At 43.9% G+C, this 17,532-nt stretch carries 17 protein-coding genes and 1 pseudogene; 16 read left to right on the top strand and 2 right to left on the bottom strand.

Annotation, left to right across the window (positions count from 1 at the left end; genetic code table 11):
• The first annotated feature begins 72 nt into the window (after positions 1–72).
• The 8 genes from O3646_RS10415 (at position 73) to O3646_RS10380 (ending at position 6,953) form a co-directional block, all read left to right on the top strand.
• The gene (locus tag O3646_RS10415; RefSeq protein ID WP_003003757.1) at positions 73–1,284 is read left to right on the top strand and encodes a phosphopentomutase; all 1,212 of its coding nucleotides are present in this window, start codon (positions 73–75) and stop codon (positions 1,282–1,284) included.
• 1 nt (position 1,285) lies between these two features.
• A complete protein-coding gene (locus O3646_RS10410; protein WP_214259588.1) occupies positions 1,286–1,831 on the top strand; it encodes a DUF1697 domain-containing protein in 546 nt (181 codons plus the stop codon).
• Between the two features lie 12 nt (positions 1,832–1,843).
• Positions 1,844–2,653 carry a purine-nucleoside phosphorylase gene (locus O3646_RS10405; protein WP_155169134.1) on the top strand — a complete coding sequence of 270 codons (810 nt, stop codon included), beginning with the start codon at positions 1,844–1,846 and terminating at the stop codon, positions 2,651–2,653.
• Between the two features lie 4 nt (positions 2,654–2,657).
• Positions 2,658–3,890: a chloride channel protein gene (locus tag O3646_RS10400; protein ID WP_229042367.1), complete on the top strand. Its 1,233-nt coding sequence runs from the start codon at positions 2,658–2,660 to the stop codon at positions 3,888–3,890.
• Positions 3,887–4,600 (top strand): type 1 glutamine amidotransferase, encoded by a 714-nt coding sequence (locus O3646_RS10395; protein ID WP_070594532.1) that lies wholly within the window; start codon positions 3,887–3,889, stop codon positions 4,598–4,600. The genes O3646_RS10400 and O3646_RS10395 overlap by 4 nt, the downstream gene beginning before the upstream one ends.
• 143 nt (positions 4,601–4,743) lie before the next feature.
• The gene (gene deoD / locus O3646_RS10390; RefSeq protein WP_070594533.1) at positions 4,744–5,454 is read left to right on the top strand and encodes a purine-nucleoside phosphorylase; all 711 of its coding nucleotides are present in this window, start codon (positions 4,744–4,746) and stop codon (positions 5,452–5,454) included.
• Complete coding sequence (locus O3646_RS10385; protein WP_031575783.1) at positions 5,454–6,221, top strand: hypothetical protein; 768 nt, start codon at positions 5,454–5,456, stop codon at positions 6,219–6,221. Before deoD ends, O3646_RS10385 begins: the two co-directional genes overlap by 1 nt.
• The gene (locus O3646_RS10380) at positions 6,222–6,953 is read left to right on the top strand and encodes an NAD-dependent protein deacylase (RefSeq protein WP_031575784.1); all 732 of its coding nucleotides are present in this window, start codon (positions 6,222–6,224) and stop codon (positions 6,951–6,953) included.
• Positions 6,954–7,136: 183 nt separating this feature from the next.
• Here O3646_RS10380 and O3646_RS10375 read toward each other — a convergent pair whose 3' ends face one another.
• Positions 7,137–8,045, bottom strand: coding sequence for a LysR family transcriptional regulator (locus tag O3646_RS10375; RefSeq protein WP_031575788.1), 909 nt, complete (start codon positions 8,043–8,045; stop codon positions 7,137–7,139).
• A 243-nt stretch (positions 8,046–8,288) separates the two neighbouring features.
• On the opposite strand from O3646_RS10375, the gene O3646_RS10370 reads away from it, so the two are divergent.
• The 8 genes from O3646_RS10370 to O3646_RS10335 all read left to right on the top strand — a co-directional run bounded on the left by O3646_RS10370 (position 8,289) and on the right by O3646_RS10335 (position 16,365).
• Positions 8,289–9,713 (top strand): DUF6688 family protein, encoded by a 1,425-nt coding sequence (locus tag O3646_RS10370; protein WP_371610845.1) that lies wholly within the window; start codon positions 8,289–8,291, stop codon positions 9,711–9,713.
• Between the two features lie 185 nt (positions 9,714–9,898).
• Positions 9,899–10,705: a dihydroorotate dehydrogenase electron transfer subunit gene (locus tag O3646_RS10365; protein ID WP_023917979.1), complete on the top strand. Its 807-nt coding sequence runs from the start codon at positions 9,899–9,901 to the stop codon at positions 10,703–10,705.
• A 9-nt stretch (positions 10,706–10,714) separates the two neighbouring features.
• Positions 10,715–11,653 carry a dihydroorotate dehydrogenase gene (locus O3646_RS10360; protein ID WP_023917981.1) on the top strand — a complete coding sequence of 313 codons (939 nt, stop codon included), beginning with the start codon at positions 10,715–10,717 and terminating at the stop codon, positions 11,651–11,653.
• Between the two features lie 179 nt (positions 11,654–11,832).
• A complete protein-coding gene (pyrF, locus tag O3646_RS10355) occupies positions 11,833–12,525 on the top strand; it encodes an orotidine-5'-phosphate decarboxylase (protein ID WP_013903499.1) in 693 nt (230 codons plus the stop codon).
• A gap of 267 nt (positions 12,526–12,792) precedes the next feature.
• Complete coding sequence (gene pyrE / locus O3646_RS10350) at positions 12,793–13,425, top strand: orotate phosphoribosyltransferase (RefSeq protein WP_023917983.1); 633 nt, start codon at positions 12,793–12,795, stop codon at positions 13,423–13,425.
• 142 nt (positions 13,426–13,567) lie between these two features.
• Positions 13,568–14,167: a hypothetical protein gene (locus O3646_RS10345; RefSeq protein WP_070586150.1), complete on the top strand. Its 600-nt coding sequence runs from the start codon at positions 13,568–13,570 to the stop codon at positions 14,165–14,167.
• A gap of 55 nt (positions 14,168–14,222) precedes the next feature.
• Entirely contained in the window at positions 14,223–14,714 is a 492-nt protein-coding gene (locus tag O3646_RS10340; protein ID WP_023917987.1) for a DUF3592 domain-containing protein, read from the top strand.
• Between the two features lie 148 nt (positions 14,715–14,862).
• Positions 14,863–16,365: a glycosyltransferase family 39 protein gene (locus tag O3646_RS10335; RefSeq protein WP_195189821.1), complete on the top strand. Its 1,503-nt coding sequence runs from the start codon at positions 14,863–14,865 to the stop codon at positions 16,363–16,365.
• 76 nt (positions 16,366–16,441) lie between these two features.
• Here O3646_RS10335 and O3646_RS10330 read toward each other — a convergent pair.
• A pseudogene (locus tag O3646_RS10330) lies at positions 16,442–17,532 on the bottom strand (IS3 family transposase); the annotation flags it as partial.

Raw genomic sequence — 17,532 nt, 5'->3', positions numbered from 1 at the left:
ATCAAAGAACGGCTCTCTTCTTATAGGGATATGGTATAATATAGCTAGTTTAATAAAGGAAAGAGGCAGTATATGTCAAAATTTAAACGCATGCACTTAGTTGTGCTGGATTCAGTTGGGATCGGTGCTGCACCAGATGCCAATAACTTTGTCAATGCAGGAGTTCCAGATGGAGCATCTGATACATTGGGACACATCTCTAAAACCGTCGGTTTGAATGTACCAAACATGGCCAAAATCGGTCTTGGAAATATTCCTCGTGAAGTACCATTGAAGACTGTGCCAGCTGAAAGCAACCCAACTGGTTATGCGACAAAATTGCAAGAAGTCTCTCTTGGGAAAGACACCATGACTGGTCACTGGGAAATCATGGGGCTCAACATTACAGAACCGTTTGATACTTTCTGGAATGGTTTCCCTGAAGAAATTTTGACTAAAATTGAAGAATTCTCAGGACGTAAGGTCATCCGTGAAGCCAACAAACCTTATTCTGGTACAGCGGTTATCGATGACTTTGGACCACGTCAAATGGAAACTGGCGAGTTGATCATTTATACATCAGCAGACCCTGTGCTTCAAATCGCAGCTCACGAAGACATCATTCCTTTGGATGAACTCTACCGTATCTGTGAATACGCTCGTTCCATCACTTTGGAACGTCCAGCTCTTCTTGGTCGAATCATTGCTCGTCCTTATGTTGGGGAACCTGGAAACTTCACACGTACAGCCAACCGTCGTGACTTAGCTGTTTCACCATTTGCGCCAACTGTTTTGGATAAGTTGAACGAAGCGGGTATTGATACCTATGCAGTTGGTAAGATCAACGATATCTTCAACGGAGCTGGTATCAACCACGATATGGGCCACAACAAATCAAATAGCCACGGTATGGATACCTTGATTAAGACCATGGGACTTCCTGAGTTCCAAGAAGGGTTCTCATTTACCAACTTGGTAGACTTTGATGCTCTTTACGGTCACCGTCGCAATGCTCACGGCTACCGCGATTGCTTGCATGAATTTGACGAACGCTTGCCAGAAATTATTGCAGCTATGCGTGAAGATGATCTCTTGATGATCACTGCAGACCACGGGAATGACCCAACCTACGCTGGTACAGACCATACGCGTGAATACATCCCATTCTTGGCTTATAGCCCATCCTTCAAGGGCAATGGTGTGATTCCAGTCGGACATTTCTCTGATATCTCTGCAACAATTGCAGAGAACTTTGGTGTTGAAAAAGCCATGATCGGTGAAAGCTTCTTAGACAAATTGAACTAAGATGACACGCTTCGCTCTCCTCGTAAGAGGGATCAATGTTGGCGGGAAAAACAAGGTCATGATGGCAGAGCTTAGAGAGGAGCTCCAAACGATCGGGCTGGATGGGGTAGAGACCTACATCAATAGTGGCAATATCTTCTTTGAATCTGCTGCTTCTAAAGCAGAATTGGTAGATTTGCTGGGACATTTCTTTCGTGATCGCTATCCCTTTATCCAGTCTTTTTCTCTCTTTTCAGCTGAGGACTATGCGCAAGATCTCGCTGCTATACCAGCCTGGTGGCAGGAGGATCTGGCCCGCAAGGATGTTCTCTTTTACACAGAAGACCTCAATCAGGATGCTGTCTGGGAGCTGGTCTCCTCTTTTTCGCTCGGTGATGAAATCATCCATCGTGGGAATTTAGGGATCTACTGGGGCAAATACTCAGAAGAGACCTATACTAAGACAGCTTACCACAGACAAGTCCTCAAGATGCCGGATTACCGTCTGTTGACCATTCGCAATGCCAATACATTTGACAAAATTGGCCAATTTTTAAGGAAATCATAAAGGAGATATGCAATGACATTATTAGCAAAAATCAATGAAACAGCTGCTTTTTTGAAAGGCAAAGGAATGGAAGCACCTGAGTTTGGCTTGATCCTTGGATCAGGTCTTGGAGAACTGGCTGAAGAAATCGAAAATCCAGTCGTAGTAGACTACTCTGAAATTCCAAACTGGGGTCGTTCAACGGTTGTTGGCCATGCGGGTAAATTGGTCTACGGTGATCTTGCTGGACGTAAGGTTTTGGCCCTTCAAGGACGTTTCCATTTCTACGAAGGAAACCCACTAGAAGTGGTAACTTTCCCAGTTCGTGTCATGAAAGTTTTGGGATGTGAAGGGGTTCTTGTTACCAACGCTGCTGGTGGTATCGGATATGGACCAGGTACTTTGATGGCTATCACAGACCACATCAATATGACTGGTCAAAACCCATTGATCGGTGAAAACTTGGATGACTTTGGTCCACGTTTCCCAGATATGTCAAAAGCTTATACACCTGAATACCGTGAGACAGCTCATAAAGTAGCTGACAAATTGGGTATCAAATTGGATGATGGAGTTTATATCGGTGTGACTGGTCCTACCTACGAAACTCCAGCTGAAATCCGTGCGTTTAAGACTCTTGGTGCAGATGCTGTCGGTATGTCAACCGTTCCTGAAGTCATCATTGCAGCGCATTCTGGCTTGAAGGTTCTTGGTATTTCATGTATTACCAACTTTGCGGCTGGTTTCCAAGAAGAGCTCAACCACGAAGAAGTAGTAGAAGTGACAGAGCGCGTCAAAGACGACTTCAAAGGTTTACTAAAAGCGATCCTTGCTGAACTCTAATCCAATGAAAGTACGACTCCAAAGGCTGCCCTACGGACTGAGGTTGCTTCTAGCCACCTTATCATTAGGGATTGGGACGGGCCTGGTCGGAATTGCCTGTCATTATCTACTAGAAGGGGTGCAAGAGCTGACTTTTGGCCAAGCTAGTTCCAATTTGCTCCAGCAATTTCAAGAAGCTGGAGGTCTCCGTAGATTTCTGGTTTTGTGTGTGACTGGGTGCTTGGCAGCTGGCTTCTGGTATGTCCTGCAAAGGCGTTATCAGATCCTGTCTATTCGTCAGCAAATTGACTTAGCTGGAGACAGGGAACCAGCGCCCTTAGCCCACCTCCTTCATGCAGGGATGCAGGTGGCAATTGTTGGAGCAGGCGCATCGGTCGGAAAAGAAGGAGCCCCACGTGAGGTCGGGGCTCTTCTAGCTGGTCGCTTGGCGAAGGGATTCTCACTAGCTCTCAAAGAGCGAAAAGTCTTGATCGCCTGTGGAGCTGGAGCTGGTTTAGCTGCGGTCTATCAGGTTCCCTTTGCCAGTAGCTTGTTTGTCTTTGAGACCTTAGGGCTCGCCTTCAGTTGGCAGAACTATCTACTGGTTTTGACCAGTACTTATCTGGCCACCTGGGTCGCTCAGCCCATCGTTGGTCAGGGAGCCGTTTATCACCTGTCCGCAGTTTCATGGTCGGCTAGCGGCTTCTTACAGGCTATTGTGATTGCTTTCTTGGTCACTCCCTTGGCTCTGGTCTTTGCTTTCCTCGCCAAGCGAGCTAGTCACAAACGGCGGAAGGATATGACGATTCTTTGGGCTCTTCCTCTAGCCTTTCTAGTGCTGGGGAGCCTAGTAGCCTTTTTCCCCATCTTTATGGGAAATGGCCAGGTACTAGCGCAAGCCCTCTTGTCTAGCCAGTCGATTCCTTATCTTCCACTGGCTCTTGCAGTGAAGGGACTTCTGGTTTATCTCCTCTTGCGCAATGGTGCCTATGGGGGAACCTTGACACCATCCTTTGCCCTTGGGATTGGATCTGGCTATCTAGTGACCTTGCTTTTGACAGTTCTTGGGATTCATCTAGATCCAGCTATAGGGATGTTACTTGGAGCGACCGTCTTTTTAGGAACGACCTTAGATGCTCCTCTGACAGCTATTGCCCTGAGTCTTGGATTTACTGGCCAAGCTTGGAGTTTGACAATCCCGCTTGTACTTGTAGCTGGTCTATCTTATGTGATTCGAAAGAGATGGGAGAAGAAATGATGAAGGTACATTTTGTACTGCATGAAACTTTTGAAGTGCCGGGTGCTTATCTAAAATGGGCACAGGAGCGTGGCCATCAGGTGACCACGACCAAAGTCTATGAGAACGAAGCCCTACCAGAGACAGTGGATGAGATTGACTTTTTGATCGTCATGGGAGGACCTCAATCGCCAGATGAAGATCGAGAAGCTTTTCCATACTACGATCCTCAGGCAGAGATTGAACTGATTCAAAAAGCCATGAAGGCTGATCGTTATATTGTTGGGGTCTGTCTGGGGGCCCAGCTCCTGTCTGTTGCCTATGGAGCAAAGTATGAACACAGTCCTGAGCGTGAGATTGGGGTTTATCCTGTGACCTTGACGCCTGAAGGACTCACAGATCCACATGTCGGTGAGTTTGGAGAAACGTTTGAAACCGGCCACTGGCATGGCGATATGCCCGGATTGTCAGAAGATGCTGTTGTTCTTGCTACTAGTCAAGGGTGTCCACGTCAGATGATCCGCTTTAGTCCGAAACACTATGCCTTCCAAGCTCACTTAGAATTTGATCCAGAAGCAGTTGATCTCTTGATTGCTGCTGACGGTGAAACTGTTTTGGAAGAACAAAGCCAAAACCTGACCTTTGTTCAAAAACCTGAAGACATTCGTGCTTACGATTATCGAGAAATGAATGCCAAACTCTACGCATTTTTGGATTCATTAACAAAATAAATTAAAAAGAAAGGTAGAGCATGTGTTCTGATTTGAACACGAGCGGAAAGCTCGGAAAATAGATAATCTGACTGAGAAATCAGGAGTTCTCGTCAGATTCCTAATTTTCAGTCGCTTTCTGGTCGCTCTTTGTATCATAAACTATGTCTATCCATATTGCTGCTAAGCAGGGTGAAATTGCTGATAAAATTCTTCTTCCTGGGGATCCTCTTCGTGCGAGATTTATTGCTGAGAATTTCCTTGAAGACGCTGTTTGCTTCAACGAAGTCCGTAACATGTTTGGTTACACGGGTACTTATAAAGGTCACCGTGTTTCTGTCATGGGTACTGGAATGGGGATGCCATCGATCTCTATTTATGCGCGTGAGTTGATTGTCGACTACGGCGTGAAGAAATTGATCCGTGTGGGAACGGCTGGTTCTTTGAATGAGGATGTGCATGTTCGTGAATTGGTCTTGGCACAAGCTGCTGCAACCAACTCAAACATCATCCGTAACGACTGGCCTCAATACGATTTCCCACAAATCGCTAGCTTTGATCTTTTAGACAAGGCCTACCACATTGCCAAAGACCTTGGCATGACGACTCACGTCGGCAATGTCTTGTCATCAGATGTTTTCTATTCAAACTATGGTGAAAAGAATATCGAGCTTGGTAAATGGGGTGTCAAAGCTGTAGAAATGGAAGCAGCAGCTCTTTATTATCTTGCTGCTCAACACCATGTCGATGCGCTTGCGATCATGACTATTTCAGACAGTTTGGTCAATCCAGATGAGGACACAACTGCTGAAGAACGTCAAAATACTTTCACAGACATGATGAAAGTCGGTCTTGAGACCTTGATTGCAGACTAATGGCAAAATTCCTTCATGATGAATGGCTCTACGATCTCCAAAATTATCACTACAGCCGGGCTCTGCGCTCTATCAAGCAGCAGGAAGAAGTACCGGATTTGTTGGTGAGCTTACTGCAGTTAATGGCGGAGCGTCGAGAGCTCAATATCCAACCCGTCATGAATCAAAAGTTGAGAACCGAGTTGCTAGAAGCGACTGGTTTTCAGCTTTTTTGGCATGAAAATCCAGAAAATGAACAGTTGGCCAACTACCTTTATGATCTCGAAGCGAAGTTGAGAAATGAACAGATTATCGACTTTGTTCGTGCCGTTAGCCCAGCCATCTACCGGATTTTTATGCGATTGATTCAGTTGAAAATTCCTGATATTACAAACTATATTCATAACTCCAAAGAGTCCAGTTATGACCGTTGGAAGTTTGAGAGCCTGCATGCGTCCGACAATCCTATCCTGCAGCAATTCCACAGCGAAAGTGTGGTCAATTCGTCCAGTTTGACGGAGTTGATTGTGCAGTTGGATTTGCCAGATAGCGTCAAAGTTGCGGCCCAACAATTGCGGGAGTTAGAAAAATCAGTTCGCAACCCCCTGGCTCACTTGATCAAGCCCTTTGATGAAGAAGAGCTCCATCGGACGACGGGTTTCTCTTCTCAGGATTTTATGAAGAATTTGATTGACCTTGCAAGCTACACAGGAATTCATTATGATCAAGCTAACTTTTATTTTGATCAGGCCAATGCTGTGATGGAAGAGCTACTAAAGGAGAAGTAGATGGATAAGATTGCTCAATTACAGGAGATGATTGACCAGAGTCAACGGATCGTTTTTTTCGGTGGTGCAGGAGTTTCCACGGAGTCAAATATTCCAGATTTTCGAAGCTCAGACGGTGTCTATAGCGTTCAGGTAGGGCGGCATTTGACAGCTGAGCAATTGGTCTCCCATACCATGTTTGAGCGCTATCCAGAGGACTTTTTCGACTTTTACAAGAAATACCTACTCTACCCAGATGCCAAGCCCAATGCTGCCCATCAGTATCTGGCTCGGCTTGAAGAGACCGGTAAGCTCAAGGCAGTGGTGACACAAAATATCGATAGTCTCCATGAAATGGCTGGTTCTAAAAAAGTTTTGAAGCTTCATGGCAGTGCCGACCGCAATTACTGTACGGGTTGCCAGCGATTTTATGATTTGGAGGCCTTTCTAGCTTTGGAAGGCCCGGTTCCACACTGTCTGGACTGCGGCAAGGTTGTCAAACCTGATGTGACCCTCTACGAGGAGCCTCTCGATATGGAGGTCTTTAGCCAAGCAGCCCAAGCCATCCAAGAGGCTGATCTCCTGATTATCGGCGGAACCTCTCTCGTGGTCTACCCAGCAGCTAGCTTGATCCAGTATTTCCAAGGGAAGAAGCTGGTTGTCATCAATAAGACCAGTATCCCTCAAGACAAGCAAGCAGACCTAGTTATCGAAGGAAAGATTGGAGAAGTATTTTCACAATTAAGACAATAAAAAGAGAGTGGGACAGAAATCGGTAATTCGTTAGAATTCGATTTCGTCGTCCCACCTCCGCACAGTTGAGTAGGGCTGTAAAAGCTGATGAAATCAGCGTAGTAGAGCCCACTCAACCACTGCGTCTTGCTCGACAATCCAAAAATAATTGAGAGGCTAGGACTTTTGTCCCAGCCTCCTTTTTTATTTATCAAACTTCACTTCCTCAAGCAAGTACTCGATGAATTTTTCTCCCATTTTTGAGAGTGCTGTTTTTTCATGTTTGATGTAGACCAGCTCGATCGGGTCTTCGATATCAAGGGGAATGGAGACGATGTTATTTCCGTTGAGATTGCTGTTGAGAATCCCGGTCGCAATGGTGTAGCCATCCAGACCGATCAAGAGATTAAAGAGAGTCGCTCGGTCACTGACGACGATGGATTTCTTATGATGCTCTTGCGAGAGGATCTCTTCTGAGAAGTAGAAGGAGTTGTGGGTTCCTTGGTCATAGCTAAGGTATGGGAAATCTTCCAGATCAGATAAGTGAACGATCTCTTTCTTGGCAAGAGGATTGCTCTTGCTGACAAAGATATGAGGTTGCGCTGTAAAGAGGTGGGTGGCAATCAGGTGATTATCATCCAGCATCTTAGAGAGGACATCCCGGTTGTAGCTATTTAAAAAGAGTACGCCAACTTCGCTTCGGAAATTCTTGACGTCATCGATGATCTCCCAAGTCCGCGTCTCCCGTAGGAAGAGCTCGTATTTTTCCATGTCGCTTTTCTTCAATAGTGAAACGAAGGCCTCAACCACGAAGGCATAGTGCTGTGAAGAGACGCTGAAAAGCTCACGAGAACCCACAGGATTTTTATAGCGCTCGGACAAGAGGTCGATCTGCTCCACCACCTGGCGGGCATAAGAGAGGAACTCCATCCCATCGCGGGTCAAAGTGATCCCTTTAGGATTCCGGATAAAGATTTCAATTCCCATCTCATTTTCCAAGTCCTTGACTGCATTGGAAAGGCTAGGTTGCGTGATGAAGAGTTGTTTTGCGGCCTCATTCATAGAGCCGGTTTCGACGATTTTGATAATGTATTGTAATTGTTGTATTCTCATGCTTTTATTTTAACATAAAAGAGCGCGTTTTTCCCGTAAAATGTGGTCTTTCAAGGACTGTATCAGAGAATAAGACAGGCCGAGGGAGGTAATAGGAAGTAGGCTGGATCAAATGTTTAAAAAATAGAAAATTGGAAACAAAATCTCCATCTGGGGACTGATTTTGATGGAAAAATACAGTTTTGCCTTGCTTAAGGGGTGAGCTGATTGATAGAATGGTAAAAAATTGATTGAGGAGATCTTATGAAAAAACTCGTTTCCTGGTATAAGAAAAAGGATAAGGAATTGGAAAGCCATTTCACAGCCGGTCTGTTGCAGATCAATTTTGTGACCAATGCTTTGATTCTATTGGCCTTTTACATTTATTTTATTGTTAGTGAGTCGTTCTATGCAATAAAGGATCCATTCATTCAATTTAGTGTTTGGGCTATCATTGCCTTCACGATGGAGATCTTACCCTACGGTCTAACCATTGCCCTCTTTGTTCCCAATATTTTTGTCATCATTTATGGGATCGGCCGGTGGTCCAGCCTCCAGTTCAAAGAAGCTGAGGAAGAAGCTCCCAAAGATCCGGAACTGTTTGAGGATAGAGGGCCAGTAAAGGGCGAAGAACTGATAGAAGAGGATACATTCACAATTGAAACATCAAGTCCTAAGCCTGTCAAAGAGAAAAAGCAACAGCCTACCATTGTTCTTTGGTTTGGTCTCTTTGGTTGCTTTCTCGAAGCGATTTTCATTTGCATCGTCAAGGAGATGACCTTTTACGATTGGAGTGAGAGTTTGGTCAATTCTCAGAAGCATGCTTTGATCTGGTCTGGCGCCTATCCGACCTTCTTCACACTGGCAGCTCTTACTTTACTAGCTTTGATTATTTATTCCTACAGAGATGCGAATTCACTCTCGCCGTTAGCAAATGTCTTCTGCATCAGTGGCATTCTAGGAGGTGTGGTTCTTCTCTTAGTTTTCGATAATCAACTGCAGGTAGCAAGTTTTCACACCTTTTTCTTACTGATCTATTCCATCTATCTCTTATGGGTTCGCATTAAGGAGTGGCAGGAAGATCGAACAGAGATAAGCTATGAGAATCGTCTGCTTCAATGGCTCCATCAGCTCTTAAATCGGTCGCGTAACTGGCCTTGGCTAGCGGTCCTTGTCGCTCTTCCAACCCTTGCCCTTGTTGTCCTTGTTCTCATGCTCTTTGGGCAGCAACCGGATTCCATGATCAAGGCCTGGACCAATACAGCTGACTGGGCCTTCTCACAGAAGATCCCTCCTCAGAATCTCATCATGGATGAGCACTATCTCTGTACGGTTGCGGCTGGCGGCCATGAAAATGTTGTCAAGCCCCAGCGGATGGGCGTCCGCCACGGTCATCCAGTCGTTGTCAATCGCCAGCTCTGTATTGCCAATGCCTTTGAACAGGTGCTAGAAGAAAAGACGCCACGATTCCATCGCTTCTTGCGTCGCAATTATGACCGCTATGGCTATCCCTTTGCCAAACATATCAAGAAGAAATGGGCTATGGACCTGATCTATTATCTGATGAAACCCTTGGAATGGCTCTTTTTACTGGTTCTTTATCTAGTCGATCGTAAGCCCGAGAACCGAATCGCTATGCAATACATCAAGCCGATTCCAGAAGATTTTGATCCCAAGAAAGCTTCCTAAGTCACCGATTTCTACTTGACAAGTGACAAGGAGCGCGATATAATGAGACAAATTTAACCTTTAAGAGGTCCAGAGAGGCCTGCAAGGAAAGACAGAAAAAAGATCAGCGGACGGTGTCTAGCTGATCATTTGTAGGGCCTTGCTTTTGCGAGGTCTTTTTTGCTGAAAGAAAGAAGAGGATATCAATGGTCAGTGACAGTTGTAAAAAACGCTTTGGCAAAATCATGATGGAGGAGATGGAGCTGGTCGCTCAAGAAGAGATAGCTCCCCGCATCTATTCTATGATCTTGAAGGGGGAAATGGTGGCGCAGATGCTACCAGGTCAATTCCTTCATATCCGAGTCCCTGATGGGGCCAAGCTCCTTCGCCGTCCGATTTCAATTTCTGAGATTGATCCTGAGACACAGACGTGTCGCTTGATCTACCGCATCGAAGGTGGGGGGACAGCTATCTTTTCCCAATTGCCAATCGGTAGCAAACTAAGCGTGATGGGGCCTCAGGGAAATGGCTTTGATCTCACCAATCTCGGCCAAGGTCAGAAAGCCTTGATCATCGGTGGCGGGATCGGTGTTCCTCCTTTGGTCCAAGTGGCCAAACAACTCCATGAGCAAGGGGTAGAAGTTGAAGTGGTTGTCGGATTTGCGACCAAAGAAGCCGTCATTTTGGAAGAAGAGCTTTCTCAGGTGGCTCATGTCACTGTAACGACAGACGATGGATCTTATGGTACCAAGGGCTATGTCTCGTCGGTTATTGATCAGATGGACCAGGAGTTTGACGCTATCTATTCTTGTGGAGCACCTGGCATGCTCAAATATGTCAATACCAAGTTTCATGACCATCCCCGCGCCTACATTTCCATGGAATCCCGTATGGCTTGTGGGATGGGGGCTTGCTACGCCTGTGTGGTGCATCTGGAAAATGAAAGCCAAGCAGCCAATAAGCGCGTGTGTGAAGATGGACCGGTATTTGAAACCGGTACGATTGTGATGTAGGAGGACCTTATGACAGCAAATCGACTAGCGGTATCCTTACCCGGTTTAGACTTGAAAAACCCCATCATTCCGGCATCTGGCTGTTTTGGTTTTGGTCAGGAATATGCTAAATACTATGACTTAGACCTGCTTGGATCCATCATGATCAAGGCGACAACTGCTGAGGCTCGTTTTGGTAATCCAACGCCACGTGTCGCTGAGACGCCTGCAGGCATGCTCAATGCTATTGGGCTCCAAAATCCAGGCGTAGACGTGGTCCTAGCAGAGAAACTTCCTTGGTTGGCCCAACATTATCCAGACCTACCGATTATTGCCAATGTAGCTGGCTTCTCCAACGAAGAGTATGCGACGGTATCAGGCAAGATCTCTCAAGCGCCAAATGTCAAAGCGATTGAACTCAATATTTCTTGTCCAAATGTAGACCATGGGAACAATGGTCTCTTAATCGGGCAGGTTCCTGAGTTGGCCTATGCGGCTGTGAAAGCAGCGGTAGAAGCGTCCTCAGTCCCTGTTTATGTCAAGTTAACGCCTAGTGTGGCAGACATTTCGCAGGTCGCAAAAGCAGCAGAGGATGCAGGGGCGACCGGCTTAACCATGATCAATACCTTAGTTGGGATGCGCTTTGACCTCAAGACTGGTAAGCCCATCATTGCCAATGGAACCGGAGGCATGTCGGGTCCAGCCGTTTTCCCAGTTGCATTAAAACTCATCCGCCAGGTTGCCCAATCCACTAAACTTCCGATTATCGGAATGGGAGGTGTGGATTCAGCCGAAGCAGCCATTGAAATGATGATTGCAGGGGCTTCTGCGATTGGAGTTGGAACCGCTAATTTCACTGATCCTTATGCTTGTCCAAGCATCATCGAAGATCTGCCACAGGTCATGGATCGCTATGGTATTGACACCCTTGAGAACTTCCGAAAACATGTACGGGAAAATCTACTGTAAATCCTTGACTTTTCCTAAATATCGTACTACAATAAATAAAAACCTTTAAAGCAGTCCAGAGAGGCTCCTAAGGTCTAGACGGTGAATCATGGTAGTTGTTCCTACCTAATTTTCGTGTAACCTTGCCTCGGGCAAGGTTTTTTTGTAGACAAAATGATCAATCAAAAAAGGAGTAATCCATGCGTGAAGAACGTCCTATTATCGCCCTTGACTTCCCAGCTTTCGAGGATGTCAAAAATTTTTTAGAGCATTTTCCAGAAGACGAAAAATTATTTGTAAAAATCGGAATGGAATTTTTCTATGCAGTTGGTCCTGAAATTGTACATTACCTCAAAGGGCTTGGACACAGTATTTTCCTTGATTTAAAATTGCATGATATCCCAAATACAGTCAAATCAGCTATGTCCGTACTGGGGACTTTCGGAGTAGATATGGTGACGGTCCACGCAGCCGGTGGTGTGGAGATGATGCGCGAAGCTAAGGCAGCTCTTGGTGAAGGAGCTAAATTGGTAGCCGTGACCCAGTTGACTTCTACCAGTGAAGAAGACATGCGTGATTGCCAAAACATCCAAACAACAGTCCAAGAATCAGTAGTCAATTATGCTCGCAAGGCCCAAGAAGCAGGCTTGGATGGTGTTGTCTGCTCAGCCCATGAAGTAGCCTTGATCAAAGATGCCACTTCGTCAGACTTTGTCTGTGTCACACCAGGGATTCGTCCTGCTGGAGCTGAAATCGGCGACCAAAAACGGGTCATGACCCCACAAGAGGCTCATAAAATTGGATCTGACTATATTGTCGTTGGACGCCCAATTATCCAAGCAGAAAACCCATGGGATGCTTACCATGAAATTAAGAGACAATGGAATAGTTAAGAACGTCTAAGAAGCTGTGCTTCAAGACGTTCTACGGGAAGCCCGATAGGGCCTTCCCTAAACTATTCACTAGATTATGAGAATAAAAAGTATCGTTTTATTCTCATAATCGTCGGAACACTAATTGCTACTAAAAGTGAAAATTTTGTAGCTCTACGGGAAGTCCTACTGGACCTTCCCTAACGCGTTCACTAACCTGTAAAGTTGTTGTTTAAATCAATGATTGATTTAATTCGTATATGATTAAAATCGTAAAAAGGAGTCGTCATGTCATTAGCTAAAGATATTGCTAGCCATCTTTTGAAAATCGAAGCGGTTTATTTGAAACCAGAAGAACCGTTCACTTGGGCATCTGGGATCAAGTCCCCAATTTATACCGATAACCGTGTAACCCTCGCTTATCCAGAAACTCGTACCTTGATCGAAAATGGATTTGTAGATAAAATCAAGGAAGCTTTCCCTGAAGTGGAAGTGATTGCAGGTACAGCAACTGCTGGGATTCCTCACGGAGCCATTATTGCGGACAAGATGAATTTGCCATTTGCCTACATTCGTAGCAAACCAAAAGACCACGGTGCTGGAAATCAAATTGAAGGCCGTGTACCACAAGGTCAAAAGATGGTCGTAGTGGAAGATTTGATTTCTACTGGTGGATCTGTCTTGGATGCTGTCGCAGCTGCCAAGCGTGAAGGGGCGGACGTTCTTGGTGTGGTTGCCATCTTCACCTACCAATTGGAGAAAGCCGATAAGAAATTTGCGGAAGCTGGCGTTCAACTTGAAACCTTGTCTAACTACACAGAATTGATTCATTTAGCAGAAGAACAAGGTTACATCACTTCTGAAGGTTTAGAGTTGTTACACCGTTTCAAGGAAAACCAAGAAACTTGGCAAGATAAATAATAGGACGGAAGCGTTTCTAACGCTTCTTTTTTATACTCTTTTCACTAGTTGGTGATTAACTTGAATCTCAAAGTAAAATCCGGTATGATAGTAGTAATTGTTTTTATGGATGAAGGAAAAACTATTTTTAAGGGAGAATAAGATGACAAAAGAACATTATTTGCAAATGAAGAAGGAATTTAAAATTAGATTTACAATTATTATCGTCCTAGGTATAATTGCTAGTGTATTTTATATTCAGATATTGCTTAGCCACTCTCGTGAAGTGCCCTTTTTTATAACCTGTCTTGGAACTCTCACCTTCATCAATCGGTCATTGATTGCACCTTTCTTTTATGAGAAAAAAGCAGCTGAGAAGGAACATCCAGAATGGAAGAATTTATCAACAAAAGGAGTAGAAATTCCTCAGGAAGAAATTCAAAAACGAAATGGGATATCAATCCTATCTTTCATCATTGTAATTGTTGGATTCTTCATGTTATACCGACCAGCTCCAAAAACGGATGTAGGAACTGAGGTAATAAAAACTAATAGCGAGATCCAGTCTGTGCCAGAAAGTTCGACAGAAAAAGAATCTAGCACAGTCTCTAATTTAACCCCGAAAGATGTTCAAACTTTACAAGAATTGAAAGAAGAGATTGAATCCAATGCTCCATCAGATTCAAATTCACTAGATATAAACAAAGCAAAAGATTTTGCAGAAAAAGCGCAGCAACAGAATTGGTTGAAAAGGGGAGAATAAAAATTTTTCAAGGGATTTGAAACCAACTAGTTTATGTGAAAGGGTAAAAAAATCAATGACAGTAACAATATTCTGGCTTAGCTTGGGCATTCTGAGCCTTGTTTTCTTGATCATGCTGCTCATCTTTTACACCTTGTATCGTCGTGAAATAAAAGTGAAAACAGAATCAACCGCAAAAGTTCTGGGAGAAGTAGTTGCTTTTGATTCCAAAAATCAACTGCTTATTTCCCTGCCTGTGGTGGAGTATCAAGTTGGGGGCGAAAGATACCAAAAGACCTTTACCTACGCTTATTTCAGAGAGACTTCTTCTAAGTCAAGACAAACCAATGTTTTCGATAGAACCTATGTTCTTGGAGCCGGCAAAAATCTGGATTTGCGGATGATATTCCCAATCGGGTCTCCTATGACAGTCTTTTATAATCCAGTCGACCCACAGATCGGTTTTGTCGAACGATATGCTGGCTTAGTCGGTTTCTATAAAATCGGAATGATTCTAACGGTTGGAATTTATCTTGTATTATTATGTATTTTAATTCTAGTATTTTAGGTCTGTTAGTTAAGGTTAAGAGTTAAAAATTGCTTCGATAAAATGAGTATGTTTATAAATTACATTTTAGAACAACTTTTCTTTTCACTTTACAGTTGATAGTCAGTCCAAAACAGCAGAAATGCTGTTTTTTTGATATAATGGAGCTATGTTATCGAAAAGTAAACGTATTCTATTTGGGATGCTTCATGTTGTCATGTTGCTAGTGATGGTCCACTGGTTCTTGATCAGTGTGACCTATCTGAGAGAGATTTCATGGCTAGCCATTTTAGGTGCTGGGTTGCTATTTCTGCTAGCCTGGCTGAAACGCGATGGGCTAAAGAGTGCCTTTGCTTGGTTGACTCGGCATAAAAAAGGCTTCTTGCTTGGAGCGGTTGTCTTTCAGTTGATCGTTATGGTCTGTGCGGAGCTCTTGATCCGTCGGGATGCTGCGGTTGTTTTCAAAGGGGCTTTTGATCTTCTTAAGCAATCCTCTATCACTAACTACCTCAGTCGCAATCCCAATAACATTCCGCTCTTTCTTTACGAGAAGTTTTTCTATGTCTTATTTGGCTCTAGCGGTCTGTGGGTCATGCAGGCTCTCAATATCCTCTATGTCAATCTGGGTGCAGTCCTCTTGTACAAGCTGTCCCAGAAGCATTTCAATCAAAAAACGGCTGATCTGGTCTATCTCTTCTATGTGAGCTTGATCTGTTACTCGCCTTATTTCTATTCCATGTATACGGACATTCCGCCACTTCCTTTGATCGCTCTTCAGTTATGGTGGGCTTTGGATCTATTAAAGGAAGATCAAGCAGTCTCCTGGAAGAAGATTGTTGGCTTGGGGATCTTATCTGGCGTATCCATGTTGATCCGTCCAACGACGATTATTGTCATGATTGCCTTTTGGGCTGTGCTCTTTTTCAGAGGAAATTGGAAGGCCTTTGGAAAGATTGCTACGGTGACGGTCTTGACGACGGGCTTTGTCTTTGCAGGATTGAATACAGCGGTCAATCATCAAACAGTTGTACCGATCTTGAAACAAGAAGGGCTGGCAAAAGGACCGCTCTTGTTTATCAATCTGGGCTTGACAGATATGGGGCACAACCAAGAAGATATGAAAGAAGGCTTGTTGGCCTATATCGATGAGGATAAGCGCTCGGATTACAACAATGGCCTCTTTAAAAAAGAAAATGTGATCAAAGAAATCAAACGCCGGCTCAAGGAATACGGACCGTTCGGTTTGATCGGGCATATCTACTACAAGCAATCCTTGACGGTAGCAGAAGGGACCCTCGGTTGGCTTTACCGAGATGTAGAGTATGAGAAGACGCCTTTTATCAATCCTCTATATGCACCTCTGACTAAAAATAATGGTTTGGCAAAATGGGTGCGGACCTATTTCCTCAGCATTGATCGACCGCAGTACAAGTATTATGAATTTGTCAAGCAGCTGATCTGGATCGTCCTATCGGCTGGTTTGGTTGGAGCTTATCTCAAACGTCGAGATACAGATGATTTTAACTTCCTTTCCTTAGCGGTCTTTGGTGGTTTGCTTTTCTTAACCATCTTTGAAGGTGGGAAGACCCGCTACCTCATCCAATTCTTACCGCAAATTTTACTAGTCGCTTCGATCGGTCTAGCAGGATTTACCAAGAAAGAAAATACATAAAAGCTCCTGCTTGTTTGACAGGCAGAAAAAGAGGTTGGACAAAATTGTACTGACCCCAAAAAGTTAGACAAATAATTTAAGTGAAGGATTTAGTCCTGTATTGCACAGGACTGAGTCCTTTTAGTTTTACCTTAATTCGTTTGTTGTTGTAATAGTCAATATAGTCTACAATAGCTTGTTCCAATTGGTTAAGTGACTTAAATGTATTCTCGTAACCATAAAACATTTCCGATTTCAAAATGCCAAAGAAGGATTCCATCATGCCGTTGTCTGGGCTGTTTCCTTTACGTGACATGGACGGTTGAATTCCTTTATCCTCTAAAAAACGATGATAATACTGGTGTTGATACTGCCATCCTTGATCACTATGGAGAATTGTATTTGTGTAATGATTCTCAGTAAAGGCCTTGTCTAACATAGCTTTCACTTGTTCTAAATTTGGTGAAGTTGAAAGATTATAAGCGACGATTTCACTGTTAAAACCATCTAATACTGGTGATAAATAGAGCTTTTGGCTGCTTGCTGGAATGGCAAATTCTGTCACATCTGTGTAGCACTTTTCCATTGGTTTTGAAGCTTCAAACCGGCGTTGAATAAGATTGTTTGCTTTCATACCAATCTCTCCTTGGTATGAAGAATACTTCCGTTTACGACGAATACGAGCACTTAAACCAAGGACCTTCATCAGACGTTGGACCTTCTTATGATTCACTACAGAACCACGATTTCTTAATTCTAAATGTATCCGACGATAGCCATAATTTCCCTTGTGTTCAGTAAAAATAGATTGGATTTCAGCTTTAAGCCTGTGATCCTTATCTGGTTTTTCTAGCTGTTTCAAGTGATAATAGTAGGTCGAACGAGCGAGTTTAATGGCTTTTAGAAGAATATCTAACGAAAACTCAGTGATTAATTCTTGAACAATTTCTGTCTTTCTTCTTTCTCTTTTTCCTCCTTCAATCGGAGTTCTCTCAACTTTTTTAGAATGGCATTCTCCGCTCTCAGGTATTCATTTTCTGCTTGAAGACGTTCTAACTCTGTCATTTCTTCAGATTTCTTCTTTAGCTTGCATCCCATTTTAGGTGCTCTCCCTCTTGTTTTCTCAACAATAGTATACCCATTTTTCTTGTATTGTGCCAGCCAATTTGGAAGCATTCCTTGGTTTGG

It is taken from the genome of Streptococcus sp. 27098_8_148 (genome assembly GCF_041432105.1).
Taxonomy (GTDB): Bacteria; Bacillota; Bacilli; order Lactobacillales; family Streptococcaceae; genus Streptococcus; species Streptococcus parasanguinis_AE.
The sequence above is the reverse complement of the archived record's forward strand: the minus strand, read 5'-3'. Positions and strand labels throughout refer to the sequence as shown.